Raw genomic sequence first — 23,842 nt, forward strand, 5'->3', positions numbered from 1 at the left:
CCCGAGCGTTCCCGAGGTGGTCCGCACGCGTCGTGCGGCGGGTCGGGGGGTGCCGGGTCCGGGGGTCCGGGGCGTCCGGGGCGTCGAGGGCGTCATCGCGGCCACAGACTAACCCGCCCCGGATGCTCCGGGGCGGGTCGTCGGTGGTGCGTCACGGATCGTGACCTGGCGGGCGGCGCCGTGGTCAGTGACCGCGGGTCATCGCGCCGCGCAGGTCGCGGTTCAGCTGGCTGATGACGTCGAGCGGGATCTCCTTGGGGCAGGCCGAGGCGCAGGCGCCGACGTTCGTGCAGCCGCCGAAGCCCTCGTGGTCGTGCTGGTCGACCATGTTGACGACGCGGGCGTCGCGCTCGGGCTGGCCCTGCGGGAGCTCGCCGAGGTGCGTGATCTTGGCACCCATGAAGAGCATGCCGGACGCGTTCGGGCAGGCCGCCACGCAGGCGCCGCAGCCGATGCAGGCCGCGGCCATGAAGGCCCGGTCGGCCTGCGGCTTGGGCACCGGCACCGAGTGCGCCTCGGGCGCCGATCCGGTGTTGGCGCTGATGAAGCCGCCGGCCTGGATGATGCGGTCGAAGCTGCTGCGGTCGACGACGAGGTCCTTGATGACGGGGAACGCGTCGGCGCGCCACGGCTCGACGGTGATCTCGTCGCCGTCGGAGAAGCTGCGCATGTGCAGCTGGCACGTCGTCGTCACCTCGGGCCCGTGGGCCTTGCCGGAGATCATCAGGCCGCACATGCCGCAGATGCCCTCACGGCAGTCGGAGTCGAACGCGATGGGCTCCTCGCCGCGGGCGTTGAGCTGCTCGTTGAGCACGTCGAGCATCTCGAGGAAGCTCATGTCCTCGGAGATGTCGGTGACCGGGTAGGTCACCATCTCGCCCTTGGCCTTGGGGCCGGTCTGGCGCCAGATCTTGAGGGTCAGGTTCATTCCGGTCCCACTCACTTGTAGCTCCGCTGCTTCATCTCGACGAATTCGTAGACCAGGTCCTCCTTGTGCAGCACCGGGGCGCCGTCCTGGCCGCCCCACTCCCAGGCCGCGACGTAGGCGTACTCGTCGTCGTGACGCAGCGCCTCACCGTCCTCGGTCTGGGACTCCGCCCGGAAGTGACCGCCACACGACTCGCGGCGGTGGAGGGCGTCGATGCACATGAGCTCACCGAGCTCGAGGAAGTCGGCCACGCGGCCGGCCTTCTCGAGGCTCTGGTTGAGCGTGTCGGCGCTGCCGAGCACCTTGACGTTGCGCCAGAACTCGTCGCGCAGGCCGCGGATGAGGTCGATGGCCTTGAGCAGCCCCTCCTCGGAGCGCTCCATGCCGCAGTACTCCCACATGATGTTGCCGAGCTCCTTGTGGAAGGAGTCGACCGAGCGGTCCCCGTTGATGGAGAGCAGCTTCTGCACGCGGGCGTCGACGGACGAGCGCGCCTCGGCGACGGCCGGGTGCGCCTCGTCGAGCTTCTCGAACGGGCCCTTGGCGAGGTAGTCGCGGATCGTGTTCGGGAGCACGAAGTAGCCGTCGGCGAGGCCCTGCATGAGGGCGGAGGCGCCGAGGCGGTTCGCGCCGTGGTCCGAGAAGTTCGCCTCGCCGCTGACGAAGAGGCCCGGGATGCTCGACTGGAGGTCGTAGTCGACCCAGAGCCCACCCATCGTGTAGTGCACGGCGGGGTAGATGCGCATCGGCACCTCGTAGGGGTTCTCACCCGTGATCCGCTGGTACATGTCGAGCAGGTTGCCGTACTTCTCCGCGACGGCTTCGGCGCTCATGCGCTGCAGGGCGTCGGTGAAGTCGAGGTAGACGCCACGGCGGAAGTCGCCGACCTTCGGCCCGACGCCGCGACCCTCGTCGCAGACGTTCTTGGCCTGGCGGCTCGCGATGTCGCGCGGGACCAGGTTGCCGAAGGAGGGGTAGATCCGCTCGAGGTAGTAGTCGCGGTCCTCCTCGGGGATCTCGCGGGGGTCCTTCTCGCAGTCGGCGGCGTTCTTCGGCACCCAGATGCGGCCGTCGTTGCGCAGCGACTCCGACATGAGCGTCAGCTTGCTCTGGTGCTCGCCGGCGACGGGGATGCAGGTCGGGTGGATCTGCGTGTAGCAGGGGTTCGCGAAGTGCGCGCCCTTGCGGTGCGCGCGCCACGTCGCGGTGACGTTGCTGCCCATCGCGTTCGTCGAGAGGAAGAAGACGTTGCCGTAGCCGCCGGAGGCGAGCACGACGGCGTCGGCGAGGTGCGTCTCGATCTCACCGGTGACGAGGTCGCGGGCGATGATGCCGCGCGCCTTGCCGTCGACGACGATCACCTCGAGCATCTCGTGGCGGCTGAACATCTCGACGGTGCCCGCCGCGACCTGGCGCTCGAGGGCCTGGTACGCGCCGATGAGCAGCTGCTGGCCCGTCTGGCCACGGGCGTAGAAGGTGCGCGACACCTGCACGCCACCGAACGATCGGTTGTCGAGCAGGCCGCCGTACTCACGCGCGAAGGGCACGCCCTGCGCGACGCACTGGTCGATGATGTTCGCGCTCACCTCGGCGAGGCGGTAGACGTTCGACTCGCGCGAGCGGTAGTCGCCGCCCTTGACGGTGTCGTAGAAGAGGCGGAACGTCGAGTCGCCGTCCTCCTTGTAGTTCTTGGCGGCGTTGATGCCACCCTGCGCGGCGATCGAGTGCGCGCGGCGCGGGGAGTCCTGGTAGCAGAAGGACTTGACGTTGTAGCCGGCCTCGCCGAGCGTCGCGGCGGCCGCGCCACCGGCGAGGCCGGTGCCGACGATGATGACCGTGAGCTTCCGGCGGTTCGCCGGGTTGACGAGCGCGGCCTCGAACTTGCGCTTGTCCCACCGCGACTCGATGGGGCCCTTCGGCGCCTTCGTGTCGACGATCGGCTCGCCCTCGGTGTAGAGGCCGTGCACGACGCCGGGCGCCTCGGTGGGCGCTGCGGCCGGGGCGGCAGCGGGTGCCTCGGGCGCGACGGTGCTGGCTGTCTGGGTGTCGGTCATGGATCAGTTCCCCTTGACGATTCCGAACAGGATGGCGAGCGGCGGGAGCGCGAAGCCCACGGCGGTCACCAGCGCGATGACGGTGGCGGTGGCCTTGGCCGTGCGGCGGGCGCGGGCCGTGCTCGTCCAGCCGAGGGTCTGCGCGGCGCTCCAGACGCCGTGCCACAGGTGCATGCCGAGCGCGGCGAGCGCGAGCAGGTAGATGAGCACGACCCACCACACCTGGAAGCTCGAGATGACGAGCGCGCCGGCGCTGTCACCGACGGCGGCGTCGGGCCCGACGTTGAACTTGACGATGGTGAACTGCAGCAGGTGCCACACGAGGAAGAGCAGCAGCGTGACGCCGCCCCAGCGCATCATCCGGCTGCGGATCGTGGCCTGGGCGGCCGCCTTCGCGACGTACCGGTTCGTGCGCGCCCCGTTCGCGCGGGTCCACAGGTAGAACGCGGACCAGGCGTGCGCCACGAGGGCGACGACGAGCAGGGCGCGGAAGATCCAGAGGAAGCCGCCGAACGGCAGGATCGGGGTGAGGAGCGTGCGCAGGTGCAGCGCGTACTCGTCGAAGCCCTCGACGCCGCCGAAGATCTTGAGGTTGCCGTACATGTGCACGAGCACGTAGAAGACGAACAACGCACCCGACGTCGCCATGAGCAGCTTCATGAAGACGGTGGTGCGGCGTGCTGACGCAGGTCGACGTTTTCCCGTCGCTGGGAGAGTGTTGGTGGCCACGTCCGCACCCTATCGCCGCGGATTCCGCACCCGAATTCCTACTCGCTGGTAGACGGGCGACTGTGACAATCTCAACAAGAAGCCTCGACAAAAGGGCGTATGCCGGGTGCCGGGCCGCGCACGCACGCGCGGCGCCGCTCCCGCCGGGAACCCGCCGTGCCCGGACGGGCCGGGACCGCCCTCGTGCGGCTCCTAGGCTGGGACCCATGGTGCTCTCCGACACGACCGCGGCGCTCGACTGGCTCATGGACAAGTCCCTCGTGCTCGGCTACACGAAGATCGGCCCCGCCCTGCGCCGCTCGTGGTGGCCGGCCGACCCCGCCACCGGCGCGCTCGCGGGGCGGCACGTGCTCGTCACCGGCGCGAGCGGCGGGCTGGGGCTCGCGACGGCCCGGGGCGTCGCGCGGCTCGGCGCGGTCGTGCACCTCACCGGCCGCGACGCCGCCCGCCTCGAGGCCGCGCGGGCGCGGCTGCAGGACGAGCTGCCCGCCGCCACGGTCGAGGTGCACGTCTCCGACGTCAGCGACCTCGCCGGCACCGCCGCGTTCGCCCGCGACCTCGCCGCCCGGCTGCCGCGCCTGCACGCGCTCGTGCACAACGCGGGCGTCATGCCGCCGCGGCGCACGACGACCGCCGAGGGGCACGAGCTGACCTACGCCACGCACGTGCTCGGACCGCAGGTGCTGACCTACGGCCTGCGCGAGTCGCTCGCGGGCGGCCGGGTCGTGCTCGTGACGTCCGGGGGCGCCTACGGCCAGCGGCTCGCCGCGGACGACCCCGAGTTCACCGAGGGGGAGTACTCCGGCGTCACGGCCTACGCCCGCACCAAGCGGATGCAGCTCGTCCTGACCCGCCTGTGGGCGCGCGACCTCGCCGCCGACGGCATCGGGGTGCACGCGATGCACCCGGGATGGGCCGACACCCCGGGCGTCACCGACTCGCTCCCGCGTTTCGCCGCGCTGACCCGCCCGCTGCTGCGCGACGCCGACGGGGGCGCCGACACGGCGGTCTGGCTGACGGCGACGACCGACGCGCTCGGCACGGGCGGCTTCTGGCACGACCGCCGGCGCCGGCCCACCCACTACGCGCCGGTCGGGGTGGAGACGCCGCAGCAGGTGGCCCGCTTCTGGGACGGCGTGCGCGCGGCAGCGGGGGTGCCGGCGCCGACGGCGTGACCCGACGGCCGCGTGGTCGCGAGATGGCGCACCCGGCCGACTTCGTTACGCTGCCGGAGTGAAGATCACTGTCGTGGGCCTCGGGTACGTGGGTCTGTCCAATGCCGTCATCCTCGCCCAGAACAGTGAGGTCGTCGCCCTCGAGGTCGACGCCCACCGGGCCGCGCTCGTCAACGACGGGCACTCGCCGATCGTCGACCCCGACCTCGAGGACTACCTCGCCCGCGGCGGGCTGGACCTGCGCGCGACGACCGAGCCCGCGGAGGCGTATGCCGGCGCGTCCTTCGTCGTCGTCGCGACCCCCACCGACTACGACCCCGAGACGCAGCACTTCGACACCTCGTCGGTCGAGTCCGTCATCGGGGCCGTGACGCAGCACGCGCCCGACGCGACGGTCGTCATCAAGTCGACCGTGCCGGTCGGCTTCACCGAGCGCATGCGCGCGGCCCACCCCGGCACCCACATCGTCTTCTCGCCCGAGTTCCTCCGCGAGGGGCGGGCGCTCTGGGACAACCTGCACCCGAGCCGCATCGTGCTCGGCGACACGAGCGCCGAGGCCAAGGAGTTCGCCGCGCTGCTCGTCGAGGGCGCCGACGCGACCGACGTGCCCGTGCTCTTCACCGACGCCACCGAGGCCGAGGCGATCAAGCTCTTCGCCAACACCTACCTCGCCATGCGCGTCGCCTACTTCAACGAGCTCGACACGTATGCCGCCACGCACGGCCTCGACACGCGCTCGATCATCGAGGGGGTCGGCCTCGACCCGCGCATCGGGTCGCACTACAACAACCCGTCGTTCGGCTACGGCGGCTACTGCCTGCCCAAGGACACCCGCCAGCTGCTCGCGAACTACCACGAGGTGCCGCAGAACCTCATCCACGCGATCGTCGAGTCGAACACGACCCGCAAGGACTTCATCGCCGAGGACATTATGGCCCGGCGCCCCGCGGTGGTCGGGATGTACCGCCTCGTCATGAAGTCGGGGTCCGACAACTTCCGCGCCTCGAGCATCCAGGGGATCATGAAGCGGATCAAGGCGCGCGGCATCGAGGTCGTCGTCTTCGAGCCGTCGCTCGAGTCGGACGACTTCTACCACTCGCGCGTCGTGCGCGACCTCGAGGAGTTCAAGGCGGTGGCTGACGTCATCGTCGCCAACCGGCACGCCGACGAGCTCGAGGACGTCAGCGCAAAGGTCTACACGCGCGACATCTACGGCCGCGACTGACGCGACGACCGCGGCCGCCCGTGCCGGCCGGCGTCAGGTCAGCTCGGTGCGGCCCTGGGCGGTCAGCGCCTCGACGATCTTCTTGACGTCCTGCGCGCGCTCGGGCGTCGTGATGAGCAGGGCGTCCTGCGTGTCGACGACGACGAGGCCCTCGACGCCGACGAGCGCGACGAGCCGGCCGCCGGCCGCGACGGTGGCCGTCGAGTCGATGCTGAGGATGTCGTCGGTCGGGCCGATCGCGGTGATCCCCGGCAGGTCGGTCGACTCGGCGACGAGGGTCGTGAGGGCCGCGAAGTCGCCGACGTCGTCCCAGCCGAGGGCGGCCGGCACGACGGCCACGCGCCCCGCGGCGGCGGCGGGCTCGGCCACCGCGTGGTCGATCGCGATCTTCTGCAGCGCGGGCCACAGGTCGCGCATCCGTCGCGGGTCGGCGGCGATGGTGCGCAGGTGGTCGACCATCTCCGCGTGGTTCTCGGCGAGCAGCTCGAGCAGCGTCGTCGCCCCCACGACGAACATGCCCGCGTTCCACCGGTAGGCGCCGGTCTCGAGGTAGCGCGCGGCGGTCTCGGCGTCCGGCTTCTCCACGAACTCGTCGACGCGGTGCGCGCTCGGAGCGCCGTCGACACCGAGGGACTCGCCGAGGCGGATGTAGCCGAATCCCGTTGCGGCATGGGTCGGTTCGATGCCGATGGTGACGAGCTCGCCCTGCCGGGCCAGCACGACGGCCTCCTCGACGGCGCGTCGGAAGTTCTCGGGCTCGGTGATGACGTGGTCGGCGGCGAACGAGCCGAGCACGGCCTCCGGGTCGCGCCGCTCGAGGATGGCGGCGGCGAGGCCGATGGCCGGCATCGAGTCGCGCGGCGAGGGCTCGCCGACGACGGCGTCGTAGCCGAGCATCGGCAGCTGCCGGCGGACGGCGTCCTCGTGCGCGACGCCGGTGACGACGAGGATGCGCTCCTGCACGAGCGGCTCGAGGCGGTCCCACGTCGCGCGGAGCAGCGACTGCCCGGAGCCGGTGAGGTCGTGGAGGAACTTCGGTGAGCTGCGGCGCGAAATCGGCCACAGTCGGGTGCCAGAGCCACCGGCGGGGATCACGGCCCAGAAGCCGGGGATGCCTGTCATGGGGGACACCGTACCGATCCGCCGGCGCGGCGCCCGAACCGCCGCGACGGGTCAGCCGATGTCGCGGCGGCGCAGGGCCCCGAGGCCGACGGCGGTGACGACCACCGCGACGGCCGTGAGCCAGAGCAGGGGCCCCCACGCCAGCTCGCCGCCGGGCAGCGCCGGCAGGTGGGTGAACGGCGAGAGGTCGACGAGCCAGCCCGGCAGGTCGAGCAGGTCGCCGAACTCGCCGAGGAGGAGGAAGGCGATGAGGGCCGCCCACGCGAGCCCGGTGAACCGCGGGAGCGCACCGTGCAGCAGCACGGCCACGCCGAGCGCCACCCACACGGCCGGCAGCGTCGAGAGCGCCGCGCCGACGAGCAGGGTCAGCCGGCCGCCGACGTCACCGACGTCGGCGCCGTGCACGAGCGCCGCCACGGCCGCGCTGACGACGAGCACGAGGGCCGAGGCCGCGACGGCGAGCGCGACGTGACCCAGGGCCCACGTCGTGCGCCGGACCGGCGTCGCGAGCACGGCCTCGAGGCGCGAGGTCGTCTCCTCGGTGTGCATCCGGGTGACGAGCGCGATCGCGAGCGCCGCCGCCCCGACGGCGGCGAAGTGCAGCTCGGTGGAGAAGTAGAGGTCGGTGACCGACCCGGCGTCGCCGCCCATGGCCCGCAGCATGTCGGCCACCTCGGGGGAGTCGACGAACGACTCCACGCTGCCCGCGATCGAGCCGAGCACCACGCCGAGCACGACGTAGGCCGTCACCCACCCGACGAGGGTGCCGCGGGCCAGCCGCCGGGTCAGCCCGCCGGCGGTGCGGATGTCGCTGCGGGCGCGACCCGGACGGCTCGGCAGCACGCCGGCGCCGAGGTCGCGGCGGTCGAGGAGGGCGTACGCGACGACGACGAGGACGGCATACGCGAGGACCCCGAGCGCCGCGACCCACACCCGGTCGGCGCCGTAGGGGGCCACCTGCACGCCCCAGCCGAGCGGCGAGAGCCAGCTGAGCGCGCGCAGGGGGCTGCCATCGGCGGCGGTGTCGCCGACGGCCCGCACGAGGAAGGCGACCGCGAGGGCCCCGAGCGACCAGCCGGCCGTGCCCCGCGTGCTCGAGGTCAGCTGCGCGGCGACGGCGGTGACGCCGACCCACGAGAGCCCCATGGCGAGCCACGCGGCGCCGAGCGCCACCGAGCCCGCCGGGTCGAGCCCGACGGCGACCGACCACGCGACGGTGAGCACGACGGTCAGCAGCACGGCGGCGGTGCCGAGCAGGACGGCCGCGGTCAGCGCGGCCCGGCGGCCGACGACCCCCGCGCCGAGCAGCTCGAGGCGGCCGGCCTCCTCCTCGGTGCGGGTGTGGCGCCGCACGACGACGTAGGCGAGCAGGGCGAGGAAGACGCCGCCGAGGAGCACCGACTTGAACGTCGCGATGGAGTCGAGGCCGAGGCTCGAGATCGGGCCGTACATCGCGACGAGGGCGGGGTTGGCGAGGGTCGACGCCATCGAGGCCTGCGCCTGGCGCAGGTCGGGGAAGAGCGCGAACGTCGCCTGCGCCGACAGCGCGACGAAGCCGGCGAGGCCGATCGCGCTCGCGGGGACGAGCACCCGGTCGCGCCGGGCCGCGAGGCGCAGCAACGACACGGTCCCGGTCAGCCCCAGGCCTGCCGGGCGGGTCGGTCCGCCCGGCCCACCCGACCCGCCCGCACGCGGGCGGGTGGCGACGGTCGTCACGACGTCGCCGCCGGGGTGCGGCGGTACTGCTCCATGAACAGCTCCTCGAGGGTCGGCGGCGCGCTGCTGAGGCCGGTGATGCCGTGCGCCCCGAGCACCTCGAGCAGGCGGCCGAGCTCGTCGCCGCCCACGGTGCACGTCACCTGGTGGTCGGTGACGACGACGTCGCCGACGCCCGGCAGCGCGCCGATCGCGGCGGCGTCAGGGGTGCGCGCGAGCGTGGCGCGCACCGTGGTGCGGGAGAGGTGGCGCAGCTGCGCCAGGGTGCCGGACTCGACGTTGCGGCCCTCGCGGATGATGCTGACGCGGTCGCAGACCTGCTCGACCTCGGAGAGGATGTGGCTCGAGAGCAGCACGGTGCCGCCGGCCTGGCGGAACTCGTGCACGACGTCGCGGAAGACCGCCTCCATGAGCGGGTCGAGCCCCGAGGTCGGCTCGTCGAGCAGCAGCAGCTCGACGTCCGAGGAGAGCGCCGCCACGAGCGCCACCTTCTGCCGGTTGCCCTTGGAGTACGACCGGCCCTTCTTCGTCGGGTCGAGGTCGAAGCGCTGCACCATCTCGGCGCGCCGCCGCTCGTCGACACCGCCGCGGAGCCGGCCGAGCACGTCGATGACCTCGCCGCCGGTGAGGCCGGGCCAGAGCGCGACGTCGCCGGGGACGTAGGCGAGCCGGCGGTGGAGGGTCTCGACGTCGCGCCACGGGTCGCCGCCGAGCAGCGTGGCGTCGCCCCCGTCGGCGCGCAGCAGCCCGAGCAGGATGCGCAGGGTCGTCGACTTGCCGGCGCCGTTCGGGCCGAGGAAGCCGTGGATCTCGCCGGTGCGCACCTGCAGGTCGAGGCCGTCGAGGGCGACCGTGCGGCCGAACGTCTTGTGCAACCTGTGGACCTCGATGGCGGTGGTCATGATTCGACGGTACACATCATTCAGCATTTACTGAATACCATGAGCGGTCTAGGGTCGAGGCACCCGGAGGAAGGAGCAGCGGTGACGGCAGCGCGACGACCAGCACGTGACGAGCAGGCGGTCTCGTCGTACGTCGAGCGCCTCGGCGACACCCTGACCGATGCGGGCATGCCGCGCCTCGCCTCCCGGGTCTTCGCCCAGCTGCTCGCCGACGACGACGGGCGCATGACCGCCGCGGAGCTCACCGACCGGCTCGCGGTCAGCCCGGCCGCCATCTCGGGAGCCGTCCGCTACCTCACCCAGACGGCGCTCATCGGCAAGGAGCGCACGCGCGGCTCGCGCCGTGACGTCTACGTCGTGCAGGCCGATGCCTGGCACGGCGCCATGCTGAGCCGCGACCGGGTGCTCGCCCAGCTCGAGGCCGGCATGCGCTCGGGCGTCGACGCCGTGGGCGGCACGGCGACACCGGCCGGCCGGCGCCTCCAGCTCTCGGTGGCCTTCCTCGAGTTCCTCGCCGAGCGGCTCGGGGCGCTCGAGGACGAGTGGAGCGAGCGCCGCAGCGAGATCACGGACGGCTGGCCCGCCGGCGCCTGAACCGTCGAGAGGCCACTCCTCGTGGGTCCCGAACCGTCGAAAGGCCACTCCTCGTGGGTCCCGACGTGTCGAGAGGCCAGGGTCCGTGCGGTCCCGGCCACCGGCATACGACCTCCGCGACGTGAGATCGGCAACTCTCGACGGGCGACCTGCAGCGGGCGACCCGCTCGCCGATACGCTCGGCACCATGGCTGACAGCACTGGCGCGCGCTCCGAGTCCGACCTGCCCATCGAGCCCGTCTACGACGCGTCGGCCCTCGCCGGCTTCGACGCCGACGCCAAGCTCGGCGCACCCGGGCGCTACCCCTTCACCCGCGGTGTCTACCCGTCGATGTACACCGGTCGGCCGTGGACGATGCGCCAGTACGCCGGCTTCGGCACCGCCAAGGAGAGCAACGAGCGCTACCACCAGCTCGTCAAGGCCGGCACTGGTGGTCTCTCGGTCGCCTTCGACCTGCCGACGCAGATGGGCTACGACTCCGACGAGGCCATCGCGCACGGCGAGGTCGGCAAGGTCGGCGTCGCCATCGACAGCCTCGACGACATGCGCACCCTCTTCGACGGCCTGCCGCTCGACAAGATCTCGACGTCGATGACGATCAACGCGCCCGGCTCGACGCTGCTGCTGCTCTACCAGCTCGTCGCCGAGGAGCAGGGCGTCGCCGGCGACCAGCTGACCGGCACGATCCAGAACGACGTGCTCAAGGAGTACATCGCCCGCGGCACCTACATCTACCCACCGCGCGAGTCGCTGCGCCTCATCGCCGACATCTTCGCCTACTGCCACAAGGAGATGCCGCGCTGGAACACCATCTCCATCTCCGGCTACCACATGGCCGAGGCCGGGGCGACGCCCGTGCAGGAGATCGCCTTCACCATCGCCAACGCCATCGAGTACGTCCGTGCCGCGCAGGCCGCCGGGTTGCACGTCGACGACTTCGCACCGCGCCTCTCGTTCTTCTTCGTCGCGCGCACGACGCTCATCGAGGAGGTCGCGAAGTTCCGTGCGGCCCGCCGCATCTGGGCGCGGATCATGAAGGAGGAGTTCGGCGCCCAGAACCCGAAGTCGATGATGCTGCGCTTCCACACCCAGACCGCGGGCGTCCAGCTCACGGCCCAGCAGCCCGAGGTCAACCTCGTGCGCGTCGCGCTGCAGGGCCTCGGCGCGGTGCTCGGCGGCACGCAGTCGCTGCACACGAACAGCTTCGACGAGGCCATCGCGCTGCCGACCGAGAAGGCCGCACGCCTCGCGCTGCGCACCCAGCAGGTCATCGCCTACGAGACCGACGTGACGAAAACCGTTGACCCGTTTGCCGGTTCGTACGTCGTCGAGTCGATGACCGACGACATCGAGGCCGCCGCGCTCGACCTCATCCAGCAGGTGGAGGACAAGGGTGGCGCGGTCGCGGCCATCGAGCAGGGCTTCCAGAAGTCCGAGATCGAGCGGTCGGCCTATCGCGTGCAGCTCGAGATCGACGGCGGCGAGCGCACCGTCGTCGGCGTCAACCGCTTCACCCTCGACCAGGAGGAGCGCTACGACCCGCTGCGCGTCGACCCGACCATCGAGGCCGACCAGCGCGCCCGGCTCGAGGCGCTGCGCTCCGACCGCGACCAGGCCGCCGTCGACGCCGCACTCGCCAAGCTGCAGGACGCCGCCCGTGGTACCGACAACGTGCTCTACCCGATGAAGGAGGCGCTCTCCGCGCGGGCGACCGGCGGCGAGGTCGCGCACGCGCTGCGCGCCGTCTGGGGCGTGTACCAGCCGCACGAGAGCTTCTGACCGAGGCCGGATGCCGGGTGCCGGCCCGGCGGACCGCCACCAGCCCGCCGTCGGCCAGGCCCTGAGCACGACCTCGGGGTGGTAGCCGGGTTCGTGGCGGTCCGTCGGTGCGCCGAGGGCGTATGCCGGCCGGCCGGGCGGGCGGGTCGGCCGGGGTCAGCTGGGGCGGGCGCCGACGCGGGCGGCGGCCGCGCTCCCGGCCGCCACACCGGCCTGCAGGGCGGTGACCCGGTCGCCGCCGCGCAGCCACGACGCGAGCAGCCCGGCGTTGAAGGCGTCGCCGCAGCCGGTGGCGTCGACGTTCTCGACGTGCGGCGCCTCGGCCGTCACGTCCACGTCGGGTCCGACCCACCGGGCACCGGCCGCGCCGTAGGTGGCGACGACCTCGCGCGCGTGGCCGAGGATCGCGGCGAGGCCGCCGAGCGCGGCGACCTCGTTCTCGTTGGGCAGCAGCAGGTCGACGCCGTCGACCCACGAGGAGAACGCGTCGACGCCCTCGCGCTCGATGAGGGCCGGCGACTGCGGGTCGACCGACGTCGTCCACCCGAGCTCGCGGGCCTGGCGCAGCGACTCGAGGCCGGCCGCGCGCGACCCGGCGTCGAAGAGCACGTAGCCCGACAGGTGCAGGTGGGGGCGCGGCTCGGCGGGCAGCCCGAGCGCGGCCAGGTCGACGTCGGCGACCGAGAAGGCCTTGTTCGCACCGCGGTCGGGGAACATCGTGCGGTCGCCGTGCGCGTCGAGCAGGATGACGACCATGCACGTCGGCAGAGCGGGGTCGACGGCGAACGCGCACGTGACGCCGGCGGACTCGAGCTCGCCGCGGCACGCCTGACCGGCTGCGTCGTCGCCGATGCGGGCCACGAGCGTCACCTCGGCGCCGAGGCCCGCGAGCCACGAGGCGGAGTTGCCCCCGGCGCCCCCCGGCACGAGGGCCACCGCGGACGGCGTGTCCGAGTGCCAGCGGATGTCGCCGGAGGGCCGGGTGATGACGTCGAGCCCGACGTCACCGACGACGACGACCGGCCGCGTCGTCATGCGCGCGCCGACGCTGCCGACCCGGCCTCGGACGCCGGCGCGGCAGACTGCGCGGCCACCTCGACGGCGACCTCGCCGGCGAGGCGGGCGTTCGACAGCACGAGCTCGACGTTGGCGCGCAGCGACTCGCCGCCGGAGTGGTCGTGGAAGTGCTCGAGCAGCCGCGGGGTCACGTCCTTGCCGTGCACGCCCTCGCGCTCGAGCAGGGCGAGGCCCTCGGTGACGAGACGGTCGTGCAGCTCGCGGTCGACCTGCCGGTCGGCGGGCAGCGGGTTCGCGAGCACGACCCCGGCCGCGTCGGTGCCGAGGCGGTCACGCATGACCACGACGCGTGCCGCGTCGGCGGCCGTCTCCACGCGCCAGGGCACCTCGTGCCCCGAGTCGGAGAGGTAGAAGCCGGGGAAGGCGTTGGTGCGGAAGCCGAGCACCGGCACCGAGAGCGTCTCGAGGGTCTCGAGGGTGCCCGCGACGTCGAGGATCGACTTGACCCCGGCACACACGACGAGCACCGGCGTCGACGCGAGCACGCCGAGGTCGGCCGAGACGTCGAAGGTCTCCGACGCGCCGCGGTGCACGCCGCCGAGCCCGCCGGTCGCGAAGACGCGGATGCCGGCGAGGCGGGCCAGTGCGGAGGTCGAGGCGACGGTCGTCGCGCCCGAGAGCCGCAGTGCCGCAGCGACGCCCACGTCACGCACCGAGAGCTTCGCGATGTCGGGGTCGGTGCAGACGCGCTCGACCTCGCGGGCGCCGAGGCCGACGTGGACGACGCCGTCGAGCAGCGCGATCGTCGCCGGCACCGCCCCGCCGGCGCGCACCGCGTCCTCGATCTGGGCGGCGACGGTCACGTTGTCGGGGTGGGGGAGCCCGTGGGCGAGGATCGTGCTCTCGAGGGCGACGACGCCGACGCCGGCGGCCAGGGCCTCGCGCACCTCCTCGTGGACGACGACGAGCTCGGGGGAGGGCAGTGCGTGCGGCATGGCCGTCACCCTAGTGGCGCCCCCGCGGTCGACCGCCCCGGGGACAGGCCGCGCACTCGCGCATGCCCGGCAGGGCGTAGATGAAGCAGCACGACACCCGCGTCGGCTCCGGGCCGACGCTCTGGCCGGCCGCGCCCCGCGCGCGCCGGACCGTGCCCGACCACAGGTCCTCGACGACGCCCCAGCGCTGCCGCGAGCCCATCCGCACCTCGGGGGCGAAGCCGGTGACGACCTCCGAGACGAGGCCGAGGTATGCCGTCCGCGCGCGTTCGAGGCAGCGCTGCGGGTTTGCGTCGGCCTCGGCGCCGACGGCCGCCGGGTCGAGCACGATCCGCGCCGGGTTGAGCCCCGCGGCGAGCTCGAACCCCAGCCCCGCGCCCGACGGGGTGAGCACCCACGGGCCGAGCACGGCGGCATACGCGATCGGGATCGCGACGACCTCGCACCACCACTGGAGCACGAACGCCGCCGGGACGTGCGACGGGACGGGCGCGCCGTGGCGCTGCTCCATCTGCGTGCGCAGCGCCGCCCGCCACGGCTCGAGCGGGTCGGCCCCGGCCCGCACGTGCGCGACGACGTCGCCGCACCACACGGTGGCGGGGGAGGGGGCCGTGCCGACCGACGTGAAGGGCAGGGCGCGGTCGACGAGGTCGGCGACGTGCCGCACGAGGTCCTGATGCGCCGACTCGCGCTCGGGCTGGCCGCTCACGACCGTCTCCTCTCCCGCTCCCGCGTGGCCGAAGGACCCCGACGTCCGGGGCCGCGGCCCATCCTCTCGCTAGACTCCCGTGCTCGTGACCGACCGCTCCCTCTCCCTGCCCTTCGACGCCATCTCCAGGAGCGTCGAGGAGCACCTGCCGGAGCTCGTCGCCATCCGTCGTGACCTGCACACGCACCCCGAGCTCGGCCGCGGCGAGGTGCGCACCACGGCCATCGTCGCCGAGCGCCTCGAGCGCGAGGGCTACGCCGTGCGCCGGCTGCGCGGCACGGGCCTCGTCGCCGACCTCGGGGCCGAGGACCCGACGCACCGCATCGCGCTGCGGGCCGACCTCGACGCGCTGCCGATCCGCGAGCAGACCGGGTTGGACTTCGCCTCCCAGACCGACGGCGTCAGCCACTCGTGCGGCCACGACGTGCACACGACCGCCCTGCTCGGGGCCGCCATCGCGCTCGCGGGCGTGGAGGACCGGCTCCGTGCGGCCGGCATCGGCGCCCGGCTCGTCTTCCAGCCCGCCGAGGAGCTGATGCCCGGCGGCGCCGAGGACGTCGTGGCCCAGCAGGGGCTCGAGGGCGTCGACCGCATCTTCGCGCTGCACTGCGACCCGGGCCTCGACGCCGGTCAGGTCGGGCTCCGCGTCGGCGCCATCACCGCGGCGGCCGACCAGATCGACGTGACCCTCTCGGGTCGCGGCGGCCACACGTCCCGGCCGCACCTGACCCAGGACCTGACGTACGCCCTCGCCAAGGTCGTCACCGACGTGCCCGCCGTGCTCTCGCGCCGTCTCGACCCGCGCGCCGGGGCCGCCCTCGTGTGGGGCTCGATTCACTCGGGCGGCGCGCACAACGTCATCCCGTCCTCGGGCAAGGTCGGCGGCACGCTCCGGATGCTCGACGCCGGCATCTGGGAGGGGGTCGAGCGCCTCCTCGAGTCCGTGGTGCACGAGGTCGTCAAGCCGTATGCCGTGACGGCCGAGGTGACCATCACCAAGGGCGTGCCCCCGGTCGTCAACGACGCCGGCAGCATCGACGCGCTGACCGCCGCCGTCACCGGCACGGGCTCGCACGTCGCGCCGACGCCGCAGTCGCTGGGCGGCGAGGACTTCGCGTGGTACCTGACGCACGTGCCGGGCGCCATGGGCCGCCTCGGCACGCGTTCGCCAGGGGGCCACACCTACGACCTGCACCGCGGCGACCTCGTCGTCGACGAGGCCGCGATCAGCGTCGGGGCACGCACGCTGGCCGGTGTCGTCTTCGCCTCGGCCGCCCGGCTCGCGGGCTCTCCGACCCTCGGCGGAGTGGCTCCGCTGAGCGCGGTCGCGGATCGATAACACTTCCTGCGAGTTGCCCCGAGGCGCTCAGATCGTGTGGCGCCGGGGTCTACAGTTCCGTGCTATCTGGGCCGATGTCGTCGTCGGCCCCGCGGAATCTAAGGAGCACCTCTTGCGTCACGCAACCAAGGTCGCGGCCGTCGTCGCCGCCGCTGCGCTCGGCCTCACGGCCTGCGGCAGCAGCAGCGATAACACGCCGGCGGGCAGCAACACCTCGGCCGGAGGGTCCGGCACGCAGGCGACCGGCACGAAGATCGTCGTCGGCATCGCCTACGGCGTGGGTGGTCGTGGTGACCAGTCGTTCAACGCCTCCGCCGCCGCCGGTCTCGACAAGGCCAAGGCCGACCTCGGCGTGGAGTTCAAGGAGGCGACCCAGGTCAACGGCGAGAGCGAGTCCGCCACCGAGGAGCGCCTGCAGCAGTTCGTCGACGCCGGCGCCACGCACGTCATCGGCGTCGGGTTCGCGTACGCCAAGGCCATCGGCAAGGTCGCCAAGGACAACCCCGACGTCCACTTCGCGATCATCGACGACTCGTCCGACGACTCCAAGGGTGCCAACGTCGCCCAGCTCACCTTCGCGGAGGAGCAGGGCTCCTTCCTCGTCGGCGCGGCCGCCGCGCTCAAGTCCAAGACGAACAAGGTCGGCTACGTCGGCGGCGTCGCGACCGACCTCATCAAGAAGTTCGAGGCGGGCTTCATCGCCGGTGCCAAGGCGGCTAACCCCTCGATCACGGTCAAGAGCCAGTACCTCTCGCAGCCGCCGGACTTCTCGGGCTTCAACGACCCGGCCAAGGGCAAGACGGCCGCCGAGGGTCTGTTCCAGGGCGGCGCCGACGTCGTCTACCACGCTGCCGGCGGTTCGGGCTCGGGCGTCTTCACGGCCGCCAAGGCCGCGGGCGCGCTCGCGATCGGCGTCGACTCCGACCAGGCCCTGACGGCCGCGCCGGAGGTGCGCGACGTCATCCTCACGTCGATGATCAAGAAGGTCGACGTCGCGGTCTACGACTTCCTCAAGTCGGGTGCCGAGGGTAAGGACATCACCGGCAACAAGGTCTTCGACCTCAAGGCCGGCGGCGTCGACTACGCCACCACCGGTGGCAAGGTCGACGACATCAAGTCGAAGCTCGACGAGTACAAGCAGAAGATCATCTCGGGCGAGATCAAGGTCCCGACCCAGCCCTGATCGACTGCGACCAGTCAGATCCCCCAGCGGGGCGACACGGCCCGGGCGGCGCGGTAGCGTCGTCGCGGGCCGTGTCCGTCCCCGGCTCCGGCGGGCGGTCGCCGGCCCGGGCACCCCCTGCGTGCCCCCGGTCCGACCCGCACCACCACCCTGCCCGGACGGCGTTCCGGGCCCGGACGAGGAGTTGTCGCCATCACTGCCACTGCACCTGAGCGACCCGACCGGACGTCGGACGCCCAGCCCGCCGTCGAGCTCGAGGGCATCACGAAGCGCTTCCCCGGCGTCGTCGCCAACAAGGACATCGGCTTCGCGGTGCAGCGTGGCGCGGTCCACGCCATCGTCGGCGAGAACGGCGCCGGCAAGTCGACGCTCATGAAGATCCTGTACGGGGTCCAGCGTCCCGACGAGGGGACGATCCGCATCGACGGCACACCGGTCGACCTGCACTCGCCGGCCGACGCCATCGCCGTCGGCATCGGCATGGTCTTCCAGCACTTCCAGCTGGCCGACAACTTCACCGTGCTCGAGAACGTCGTCCTCGGCGCCGAGAAGCTGCACGGGATCGGTGACGGCGCGCGGCGTGAGATCCGGCGGCTCTCCGAGGACTACGGCCTCGGCATCGACCCCGACGCGCTCGTCGCCGACCTCGGCGTCGGCGCCCGCCAACGGATCGAGATCCTCAAGGTGCTCTACCGCGGGGCGCGCATCATCATCCTCGACGAGCCGACGGCCGTCCTCGTGCCCCAAGAGGTCGAGGAGCTCTTCGACAACCTGCGCGAGCTCAAGTCGGAGGGCCTCACGGTGCTCTTCATCTCGCACAAGCTCGACGAGGTGCTCTCCGTGGCAGACTCCATCACCGTGATCCGCCGGGGGACGACGGTCGACACGGTCGACCCGAGCACCGTCAACGCACGCCAGCTGGCCGAGCTCATGGTCGGCGCGGAGCTGCCGACCCCACAGACCGAGGAGTCGACGGTCACCGACCGCGTCGTGCTGCGCACCGAGGACCTCGTCCTCAGCGGCGGACCCGACACGCGCAACGTCCTCGACGGCATCTCGGTGACGATCCACGCGGGTGAGGTGCTCGGCATCGCGGGCGTCGAGGGCAACGGCCAGGCGGAGCTCGTCGAGGTCATCATGGGGATGCGTGAGCCCAGCTCGGGGCTGGTCTTCCTCGGTGACACCGACATCTCCGACTGGGGCACGCGAGAGATCCGCGAGGCCGGAGTGGCCTACATCCCAGAGGACCGGCACCGCCACGCGCTGCTGCTCGAGGCGCCGCTCTGGGAGAACCGGATCCTCGGACACCAGACCGAGCCGCCGAACGCCAAGGGCTTCGTCATCGACGCCGCGGGCGCCAAGGCCGACACCGAGCGCATCGTCCGGGAGTACGACGTGCGCACGCCGGGCATCAACGTCAAGGCTGGTTCGCTCTCCGGCGGCAACCAGCAGAAGCTCATCATCGGCCGTGAGATGAGCCACCAGCCCAGGGTCCTCGTCGCCGCGCACCCGACCCGCGGGGTCGACGTGGGCGCCCAGTCGAGCATCTGGGACATCATCCGACAGGCCCGGCGCGACGGCCTGGCCGTCCTGCTCATCTCGGCCGACCTCGAGGAGCTCATCGGCCTGTCCGACACCATCGAGGTCATCCTCCGGGGCCGCCTGACCGGCACCTTCGACCCCGACACCGTCACGGCCGAGGACCTCGGCGCAGCGATGACCGGCGCGAGCGCGTCCCCGGCCGACGAGGAGACCCGATGAAGAGCTTCCAACCCCGCAAGGCCCTGCTGGGCCTCGCGGCCCCGGTCCTCGCGCTGCTCGTGGCCTTCCTCGTCACCTCGGGCATCCTGCTCGCCCTCGGTGACCCGGTCGCCGAGGTGTGGCAAACGATCCTGTCGTGGCCCAAGCCGCGCCAGCTCGTGCAGATCGTCAACGGCGCCACCGTCTACTACCTCTCGGCGATCGCCGTCGCGGTCGGGTTCCGGATGAACCTGTTCAACATCGGCGTGGACGGCCAGTACCGGGTCGCCGTGTTCGCCGGTGCGCTCTTCGCCGGGCAGGCCTGGTTCCCGGGCCCGCTCAACGTCCTCCTGACGCTCGTCGTCGCGATGGCCGCAGGCGGGCTCTGGGCAGCCATCGCGGCCTACCTCAAGGTGCGCCGTGGCATCTCCGAGGTGATCAGCACCATCATGCTCAACGCCATCGCCACGGGCGTCGTGCAGTGGCTGCTCCTCAAGGTCGCCGTCAAGCAGCCGGGCAGCAACAGCATCTCGACCAAGCCGATCCCCGAGTCCTCGGAGCTGGGCGGCCTCGCGCTCATCCCGGGGGCGTCGAACAAGGTCTACACGCTCATCCTGCTGGCCGCGGTCGTCGGCTTCGCCTACTGGTTCGTGCTGGGCAAGACCCGCTTCGGCTTCGACCTGCGGGCCACCGGACGCTCGGAGTCGGCGGCCCTCGCGAGCGGCGTCAAGGTGCCGCGCATGGTCGTCTCGACGATGGTCATCTCCGGCGCGCTCGCCGGGCTCATCGGCATGCCCCTGCTCTTCGGGCAGGACCACAGCTACGGCACCACGTTCCAGGCCGGTCTCGGCTTCGCCGGCATCGGCATCGCCCTCCTCGGGCGCAACCATCCGCTGGGCATCGCCGTCGCGGCCCTGCTGTGGTCGTTCCTCGACGTCCAGTCCAACGCCCTGCAGATCCGCGCCGGCGTGGCCTCGGAGGTCGTCTTCATCATCCAGGGCGTCATCCTCTTCGCCGTCGTCATCGCCTACGAGCTCATCCGTCGGGCCGACGTACGGCTCGAGCAGCAGCGCGTCGCCAGGGAGCTGGCGGCCCAGAGGGTCGACGCCCCGTCCGTGGAAGGAGCCTCGGCATGAGCGCCGCAGGACTTGAGGTGAGCACCGAGCCGGTCGCCACCTCCCGCCGTCGCCGACTGCACCTGACCCCGCTCCACTGGGTGGGTGTCGTGCTGGGAGCGGTGCTCCTCGTCTCGGTCCTGCGTGTCGTCACCGGGGCCAACGACGTCGACTCGTCGGGTCTGCTCATCGCGGCCTTCGGACTCGCGGTCCCGATCGCGCTCGCCGGGCTCGGCGGTCTCTGGTCGGAGCGAGCCGGCGTCGTCAACATCGGCCTCGAGGGCATGATGATCCTCGGCACCTGGGGGGCCGGCTTCCTCGGGTACCACCTCGGCGCCTGGTGGGGTCTGGTCGGCGCCGTCGTCGGTGGTGCCGTGGGCGCCCTGATCCACGCGGTTGCGACGGTCACCTTCGGCGTCGACCACATCGTGTCCGGTGTGGCCCTCAACATCGTGGCGCTCGGCTTCGCCAAGTACCTCTCGGTCCGCTTCTTCAGCACCCTCCCCGGAGGCGGCCCGACCCAGTCGCCGCAGCTGCCGCAGCTGCCGTCGTTCAGCGTCCCGTGGCTCTCCGACGCGTTGGGAGACCTCGAGCAGCAACGGATCTTCTTCGTGTCCGACCTGGCTGCGGTGCTGCGCGCGCTCTGCACCAACGTCAACGTGCTGACCCTCATCGCCGTCGCGCTGTTCGTCGCCACGTGGTGGATCCTCTGGCGGTCTGCGTTCGGTCTTCGCCTGCGGTCGGTGGGGGAGTCGCCGGTCGCTGCCGAGTCACTGGGCGTCGACGTCATCCGCTACAAGTTCCTGGCCGTGCTGGTCTCGGGCGGGCTCGCGGGCCTCGGCGGCGGGTTCCTCGCGTTGGTGGCCGCCAACGTCTTCCGTGACGGCCAGACGGGTGGCCGCGGCTACATCGGCCTCGCGGCGATGATCTTCGGCAACTGGCGCCCCGGTGGCCTGCTCGCGGGCTCGGCGCTCTTCGGGTACACCGACGCCGCGCAGCTGCGCGGCGGCGGCACGACGGTCCACGCCTTCCTCCTCCTGCTCGCCCTGCTGCTCATCGGCATCGGGGTGTGGCAGATCGTGCGCCGGGGGCGGCGCGTCCAAGGGGCGCTCGCCGTCGTGGTCGGACTCGTCGTGGGCCTCTGGTACTTCACGACCGACGTCGTCCCGCCGGAGCTGTCCGGCACGACGCCGTACATCACGACGCTGCTCGTGCTCGCCTTCGCGTCGCAACGACTGCGGATGCCGGCAGCCGACGGACAGGTCTACCGCAAGGGTGAGGGGCACTGATGGTCGACCGCCCCGAGGTCGACTGGGAGGCGCTGCGGCTGCGCGCCGTCGAGCTGATGGAGCGCGCCTACGCGCCCTACTCGAGGTTCCGGGTGGGCGTGGCGGGCCTCGTCGACGACGGCCGCGTGGTCGCCGGCTGCAACGTCGAGAACGCCGCCTACGGGGTGACGCTCTGCGCGGAGTGCGGCATGGTCTCCGAGCTGCACGCCACCGGCGGCGGGCGACTGACCGCCGTCTTCTGCGTGGGCGGCGACGGCCAGGCCCTGATGCCCTGCGGCCGCTGCCGCCAGCTGCTCTGGGAGAACGGCGGTCCCGACTGCCTGCTCATGACGCCCGAGGGAGTGCTGCCGATGTCGGCCGTGCTGCCCCAGGCGTTCGGGGCCGAGCACCTGCGCCACGCCGAGGGCTGAACCGGCGCGGGTCGCGCGCGCCGCGTGTAGGCGCTGGGACATGATGGGTCCCGTGAGCGAAGCCTTCGATGCCGTCGACGTCATTTCCGCCAAGCGCGACCGGGCCGAGCTGTCCGACGCCCAGATCGACTGGGTGATCGACGCCTACACCCGGGGCGCCGTCGCGGAGGAGCAGATGTCGGCCCTCGCCATGGCGATCTACCTCAACGGCATGTCGTCGCGCGAGATCGCCCGGTGGGCCGACGCGATGATCCGCTCCGGCGAGCGGCTCGACTTCTCCGGCCTCAGCCGGCCGACGAGCGACAAGCACTCGACGGGAGGAGTGGGCGACAAGATCACCCTCCCGCTCGCGCCGATCGTGGCCGCATGCGGCGTCGCGGTGCCGCAGCTGTCGGGCCGCGGTCTCGGCCACACGGGCGGCACGCTCGACAAGCTCGAGTCGATCCCCGGCTGGCGAGCCGACGTGACGAACGAGCAGATGATGCGTCAGCTCGAGGACGTCGGGGCGGTGATCTGCGCGGCCGGCACCGGTCTCGCCCCGGCCGACAAGAAGCTGTACGCGTTGCGCGACGTCACGGGCACCGTGTCGTGCGTGCCGCTCATCGCGACCTCGATCATGAGCAAGAAGATCGCCGAGGGCACGGGCTCGCTCGTGCTCGACGTCAAGGTCGGCTCGGGAGCCTTCATGAAGGAGCTCGGCCAGGCCCGCGAGCTCGCCGAGACGATGGTTCGCCTCGGCACCGACGCGGGGGTGCGCACCGTGGCCCTCCTGACGAACATGGAGACCCCGCTCGGGCTCACCGCCGGCAATGCCCTCGAGGTGCGTGAGTCGGTGGAGGTGCTCGCCGGTGGAGGGCCCGGCGACGTCGTCGAGCTGACTCTCGCCCTCGCCCGCGAGATGGTCGCCGGCGCGGGGCGCGAGGACATCGACCCCGCCGACGTCCTGGCCGACGGGCGGGCCATGGACGTGTGGCGCCGGATGATCCGCGCCCAGGGGGGAGACCCGGACGCCCCGCTGCCGACGGCCCGCGAGACCCACCACGTGCTCGCACCGGCCGACGGCGTGCTCGTCGAGCTCGACGCCCTCGCCGTGGGTGTGGCGGCCTGGCGCCTCGGGGCCGGGCGCGCCCGCAAGGAGGACCCGGTTCAGGCCGGCGCCGGCGTGGAGCTGCACGCGAAGCCGGGGGCGACCGTGCGCGGGGGAGAGCCGCTGCTCACCCTGCACACCGACGAGCCGGAGCGGTTCGGGCGTGCCCTCGAGGCGCTCGAGGGCGGCTTCACCATCGCTCCCGAGGGCTCCCGCCCGGACCTGCCGCCCATCGTCATCGACCGGGTCGGCTGACCGCGGCAGGGCGTCGGGGCCCGATTTGGCGTCATCCGGGAGCCCATGTAATGTTCTCTTCGTCAGCCCGACAGGGCGGAACGGACGCCACCGCGATCGAGTTTCTCGTGAGCGAAGTAGGCCGGTCCCGGGGTTGACGTGCGTGGCCTGCTGATCCAAGCGGGTCGAGCCTGGACGGTCTGTAGGCCGGTTCGCGGGTTTGACTCCCAAGCTTGAGGCGGGTAAGTTTGAAGGGTTGCCCCGGAGGCCGGCTCGCTGAGACGGTTGATGGTGTGTGTCCGATTCTTGAGAACTCAACAGCGTGTCAAAAATCGATGCCAATTACCTCGTCCCGAGGCTCGCATCCAACGTACCCCGTTCGGGGTGGGTGGGTCGTGTCTTGGACGAATATCCTTTGGTTGAAACTGAATGATCAACTCTTTTTGAGCTGGTTGTTCGACTTCAGTCAGGTTTTCGAGCCCTTCACGGGTTCAAAGTT

20 protein-coding genes are annotated in these 23,842 nt (G+C 72.1%); 11 read left to right on the top strand and 9 right to left on the bottom strand.

Going from position 1 to position 23,842, the window contains the following annotated elements; all coding sequences use genetic code 11:
• Nucleotides 1-184: 184 nt before the first annotated feature.
• Genes ABT295_RS18765 through ABT295_RS18775 form a run of 3 tightly spaced genes read right to left on the bottom strand, consistent with a single transcriptional unit; the run spans nt 185 to nt 3,642 of the window.
• Nucleotides 185-928, bottom strand: a complete 744-nt coding sequence (locus ABT295_RS18765; protein WP_352395952.1) for a succinate dehydrogenase/fumarate reductase iron-sulfur subunit — start codon at nt 926-928, stop codon at nt 185-187.
• 11 nt (nt 929-939) lie between these two features.
• Nucleotides 940-2,982, bottom strand: coding sequence for a fumarate reductase/succinate dehydrogenase flavoprotein subunit (locus tag ABT295_RS18770; protein ID WP_352395913.1), 2,043 nt, complete (start codon nt 2,980-2,982; stop codon nt 940-942).
• 3 nt (nt 2,983-2,985) lie between these two features.
• Complete coding sequence (locus ABT295_RS18775; protein WP_345506706.1) at nt 2,986-3,642, bottom strand: succinate dehydrogenase cytochrome b subunit; 657 nt, start codon at nt 3,640-3,642, stop codon at nt 2,986-2,988.
• 275 nt (nt 3,643-3,917) lie between these two features.
• Between ABT295_RS18775 and ABT295_RS18780 the strand changes: the two genes are divergently transcribed.
• A complete protein-coding gene (locus ABT295_RS18780; RefSeq protein WP_352395914.1) occupies nt 3,918-4,886 on the top strand; it encodes an SDR family NAD(P)-dependent oxidoreductase in 969 nt (322 codons plus the stop codon).
• Between the two features lie 58 nt (nt 4,887-4,944).
• Nucleotides 4,945-6,111, top strand: a complete 1,167-nt coding sequence (locus ABT295_RS18785) for a nucleotide sugar dehydrogenase (RefSeq protein ID WP_352395915.1) — start codon at nt 4,945-4,947, stop codon at nt 6,109-6,111.
• 33 nt (nt 6,112-6,144) lie between these two features.
• Here ABT295_RS18785 and ABT295_RS18790 read toward each other — a convergent pair whose 3' ends face one another.
• From ABT295_RS18790 to ABT295_RS18800, 3 genes are read right to left on the bottom strand one after another with little or no spacing between them, the layout of a single operon-like run.
• Nucleotides 6,145-7,233, bottom strand: coding sequence for a mannose-1-phosphate guanylyltransferase (locus ABT295_RS18790; RefSeq protein WP_352395916.1), 1,089 nt, complete (start codon nt 7,231-7,233; stop codon nt 6,145-6,147).
• A gap of 51 nt (nt 7,234-7,284) precedes the next feature.
• A complete protein-coding gene (locus tag ABT295_RS18795; protein ID WP_352395917.1) occupies nt 7,285-8,949 on the bottom strand; it encodes an ABC transporter permease in 1,665 nt (554 codons plus the stop codon).
• Complete coding sequence (locus ABT295_RS18800; RefSeq protein WP_502991210.1) at nt 8,946-9,878, bottom strand: ABC transporter ATP-binding protein; 933 nt, start codon at nt 9,876-9,878, stop codon at nt 8,946-8,948. Before ABT295_RS18800 ends, ABT295_RS18795 begins: the two co-directional genes overlap by 4 nt.
• A 54-nt stretch (nt 9,879-9,932) precedes the next feature.
• On the opposite strand from ABT295_RS18800, the gene ABT295_RS18805 reads away from it, so the two are divergent.
• A complete protein-coding gene (locus ABT295_RS18805) occupies nt 9,933-10,445 on the top strand; it encodes a GbsR/MarR family transcriptional regulator (protein WP_352395919.1) in 513 nt (170 codons plus the stop codon).
• A gap of 187 nt (nt 10,446-10,632) precedes the next feature.
• The gene (locus ABT295_RS18810; RefSeq protein WP_352395920.1) at nt 10,633-12,225 is read left to right on the top strand and encodes an acyl-CoA mutase large subunit family protein; all 1,593 of its coding nucleotides are present in this window, start codon (nt 10,633-10,635) and stop codon (nt 12,223-12,225) included.
• Nucleotides 12,226-12,381: 156 nt separating this feature from the next.
• On the opposite strand, the gene ABT295_RS18815 is transcribed toward ABT295_RS18810, so the two are convergent.
• The 3 genes from ABT295_RS18815 to ABT295_RS18825 are packed head-to-tail and all read right to left on the bottom strand — an operon-like array spanning nt 12,382 to nt 14,946.
• Entirely contained in the window at nt 12,382-13,260 is an 879-nt protein-coding gene (locus ABT295_RS18815; protein WP_352395921.1) for a carbohydrate kinase family protein, read from the bottom strand.
• Nucleotides 13,257-14,237, bottom strand: coding sequence for a pseudouridine-5'-phosphate glycosidase (locus tag ABT295_RS18820; RefSeq protein ID WP_352395922.1), 981 nt, complete (start codon nt 14,235-14,237; stop codon nt 13,257-13,259). Before ABT295_RS18820 ends, ABT295_RS18815 begins: the two co-directional genes overlap by 4 nt.
• A gap of 10 nt (nt 14,238-14,247) precedes the next feature.
• Entirely contained in the window at nt 14,248-14,946 is a 699-nt protein-coding gene (locus tag ABT295_RS18825) for a (2Fe-2S)-binding protein (RefSeq protein WP_352395923.1), read from the bottom strand.
• Between the two features lie 79 nt (nt 14,947-15,025).
• On the opposite strand from ABT295_RS18825, the gene ABT295_RS18830 reads away from it, so the two are divergent.
• The 7 genes from ABT295_RS18830 (at nt 15,026) to ABT295_RS18860 (ending at nt 23,364) form a co-directional block, all read left to right on the top strand.
• A complete protein-coding gene (locus ABT295_RS18830) occupies nt 15,026-16,285 on the top strand; it encodes an amidohydrolase (RefSeq protein ID WP_352395924.1) in 1,260 nt (419 codons plus the stop codon).
• 112 nt (nt 16,286-16,397) lie between these two features.
• Nucleotides 16,398-17,468, top strand: a complete 1,071-nt coding sequence (locus ABT295_RS18835) for a BMP family lipoprotein (RefSeq protein WP_352395925.1) — start codon at nt 16,398-16,400, stop codon at nt 17,466-17,468.
• Between the two features lie 312 nt (nt 17,469-17,780).
• Nucleotides 17,781-19,229 (top strand): ABC transporter ATP-binding protein, encoded by a 1,449-nt coding sequence (locus ABT295_RS18840; RefSeq protein WP_502991211.1) that lies wholly within the window; start codon nt 17,781-17,783, stop codon nt 19,227-19,229.
• Nucleotides 19,226-20,344 carry an ABC transporter permease gene (locus ABT295_RS18845; protein ID WP_352395926.1) on the top strand — a complete coding sequence of 373 codons (1,119 nt, stop codon included), beginning with the start codon at nt 19,226-19,228 and terminating at the stop codon, nt 20,342-20,344. The genes ABT295_RS18840 and ABT295_RS18845 overlap by 4 nt, the downstream gene beginning before the upstream one ends.
• On the top strand, nt 20,341-21,612 hold the full coding sequence (locus tag ABT295_RS18850; RefSeq protein WP_352395927.1) for an ABC transporter permease: 1,272 nt from the start codon (nt 20,341-20,343) through the stop codon (nt 21,610-21,612). The genes ABT295_RS18845 and ABT295_RS18850 overlap by 4 nt, the downstream gene beginning before the upstream one ends.
• Complete coding sequence (locus tag ABT295_RS18855) at nt 21,612-22,022, top strand: cytidine deaminase (RefSeq protein WP_352395928.1); 411 nt, start codon at nt 21,612-21,614, stop codon at nt 22,020-22,022. Before ABT295_RS18850 ends, ABT295_RS18855 begins: the two co-directional genes overlap by 1 nt.
• A gap of 52 nt (nt 22,023-22,074) precedes the next feature.
• Complete coding sequence (locus tag ABT295_RS18860; RefSeq protein WP_352395929.1) at nt 22,075-23,364, top strand: thymidine phosphorylase; 1,290 nt, start codon at nt 22,075-22,077, stop codon at nt 23,362-23,364.
• The last annotated feature ends 478 nt before the right edge of the window (nt 23,365-23,842 follow it).

This window comes from Terrabacter sp. NPDC000476 (assembly GCF_040300125.1).
GTDB lineage: Bacteria > Actinomycetota > Actinomycetes > Actinomycetales > Dermatophilaceae > Terrabacter.

Coding starts and splice junctions, on each gene's coding strand:
- ABT295_RS18790 (WP_352395916.1), bottom strand. CDS start 7,233: ATGACAGGCATCCCCGGCTTCTGGGCCGTGATCCCCGCCGGTGGCTCT.
- ABT295_RS18850 (WP_352395927.1), top strand. CDS start 20,341: ATGAGCGCCGCAGGACTTGAGGTGAGCACCGAGCCGGTCGCCACCTCC.
- ABT295_RS18770 (WP_352395913.1), bottom strand. CDS start 2,982: ATGACCGACACCCAGACAGCCAGCACCGTCGCGCCCGAGGCACCCGCT.
- ABT295_RS18765 (WP_352395952.1), bottom strand. CDS start 928: ATGAACCTGACCCTCAAGATCTGGCGCCAGACCGGCCCCAAGGCCAAG.
- ABT295_RS18780 (WP_352395914.1), top strand. CDS start 3,918: ATGGTGCTCTCCGACACGACCGCGGCGCTCGACTGGCTCATGGACAAG.
- ABT295_RS18820 (WP_352395922.1), bottom strand. CDS start 14,237: ATGCCGCACGCACTGCCCTCCCCCGAGCTCGTCGTCGTCCACGAGGAG.
- ABT295_RS18810 (WP_352395920.1), top strand. CDS start 10,633: ATGGCTGACAGCACTGGCGCGCGCTCCGAGTCCGACCTGCCCATCGAG.
- ABT295_RS18855 (WP_352395928.1), top strand. CDS start 21,612: ATGGTCGACCGCCCCGAGGTCGACTGGGAGGCGCTGCGGCTGCGCGCC.
- ABT295_RS18775 (WP_345506706.1), bottom strand. CDS start 3,642: ATGAAGCTGCTCATGGCGACGTCGGGTGCGTTGTTCGTCTTCTACGTG.
- ABT295_RS18845 (WP_352395926.1), top strand. CDS start 19,226: ATGAAGAGCTTCCAACCCCGCAAGGCCCTGCTGGGCCTCGCGGCCCCG.
- ABT295_RS18800 (WP_502991210.1), bottom strand. CDS start 9,878: ATGCTGAATGATGTGTACCGTCGAATCATGACCACCGCCATCGAGGTC.
- ABT295_RS18815 (WP_352395921.1), bottom strand. CDS start 13,260: ATGACGACGCGGCCGGTCGTCGTCGTCGGTGACGTCGGGCTCGACGTC.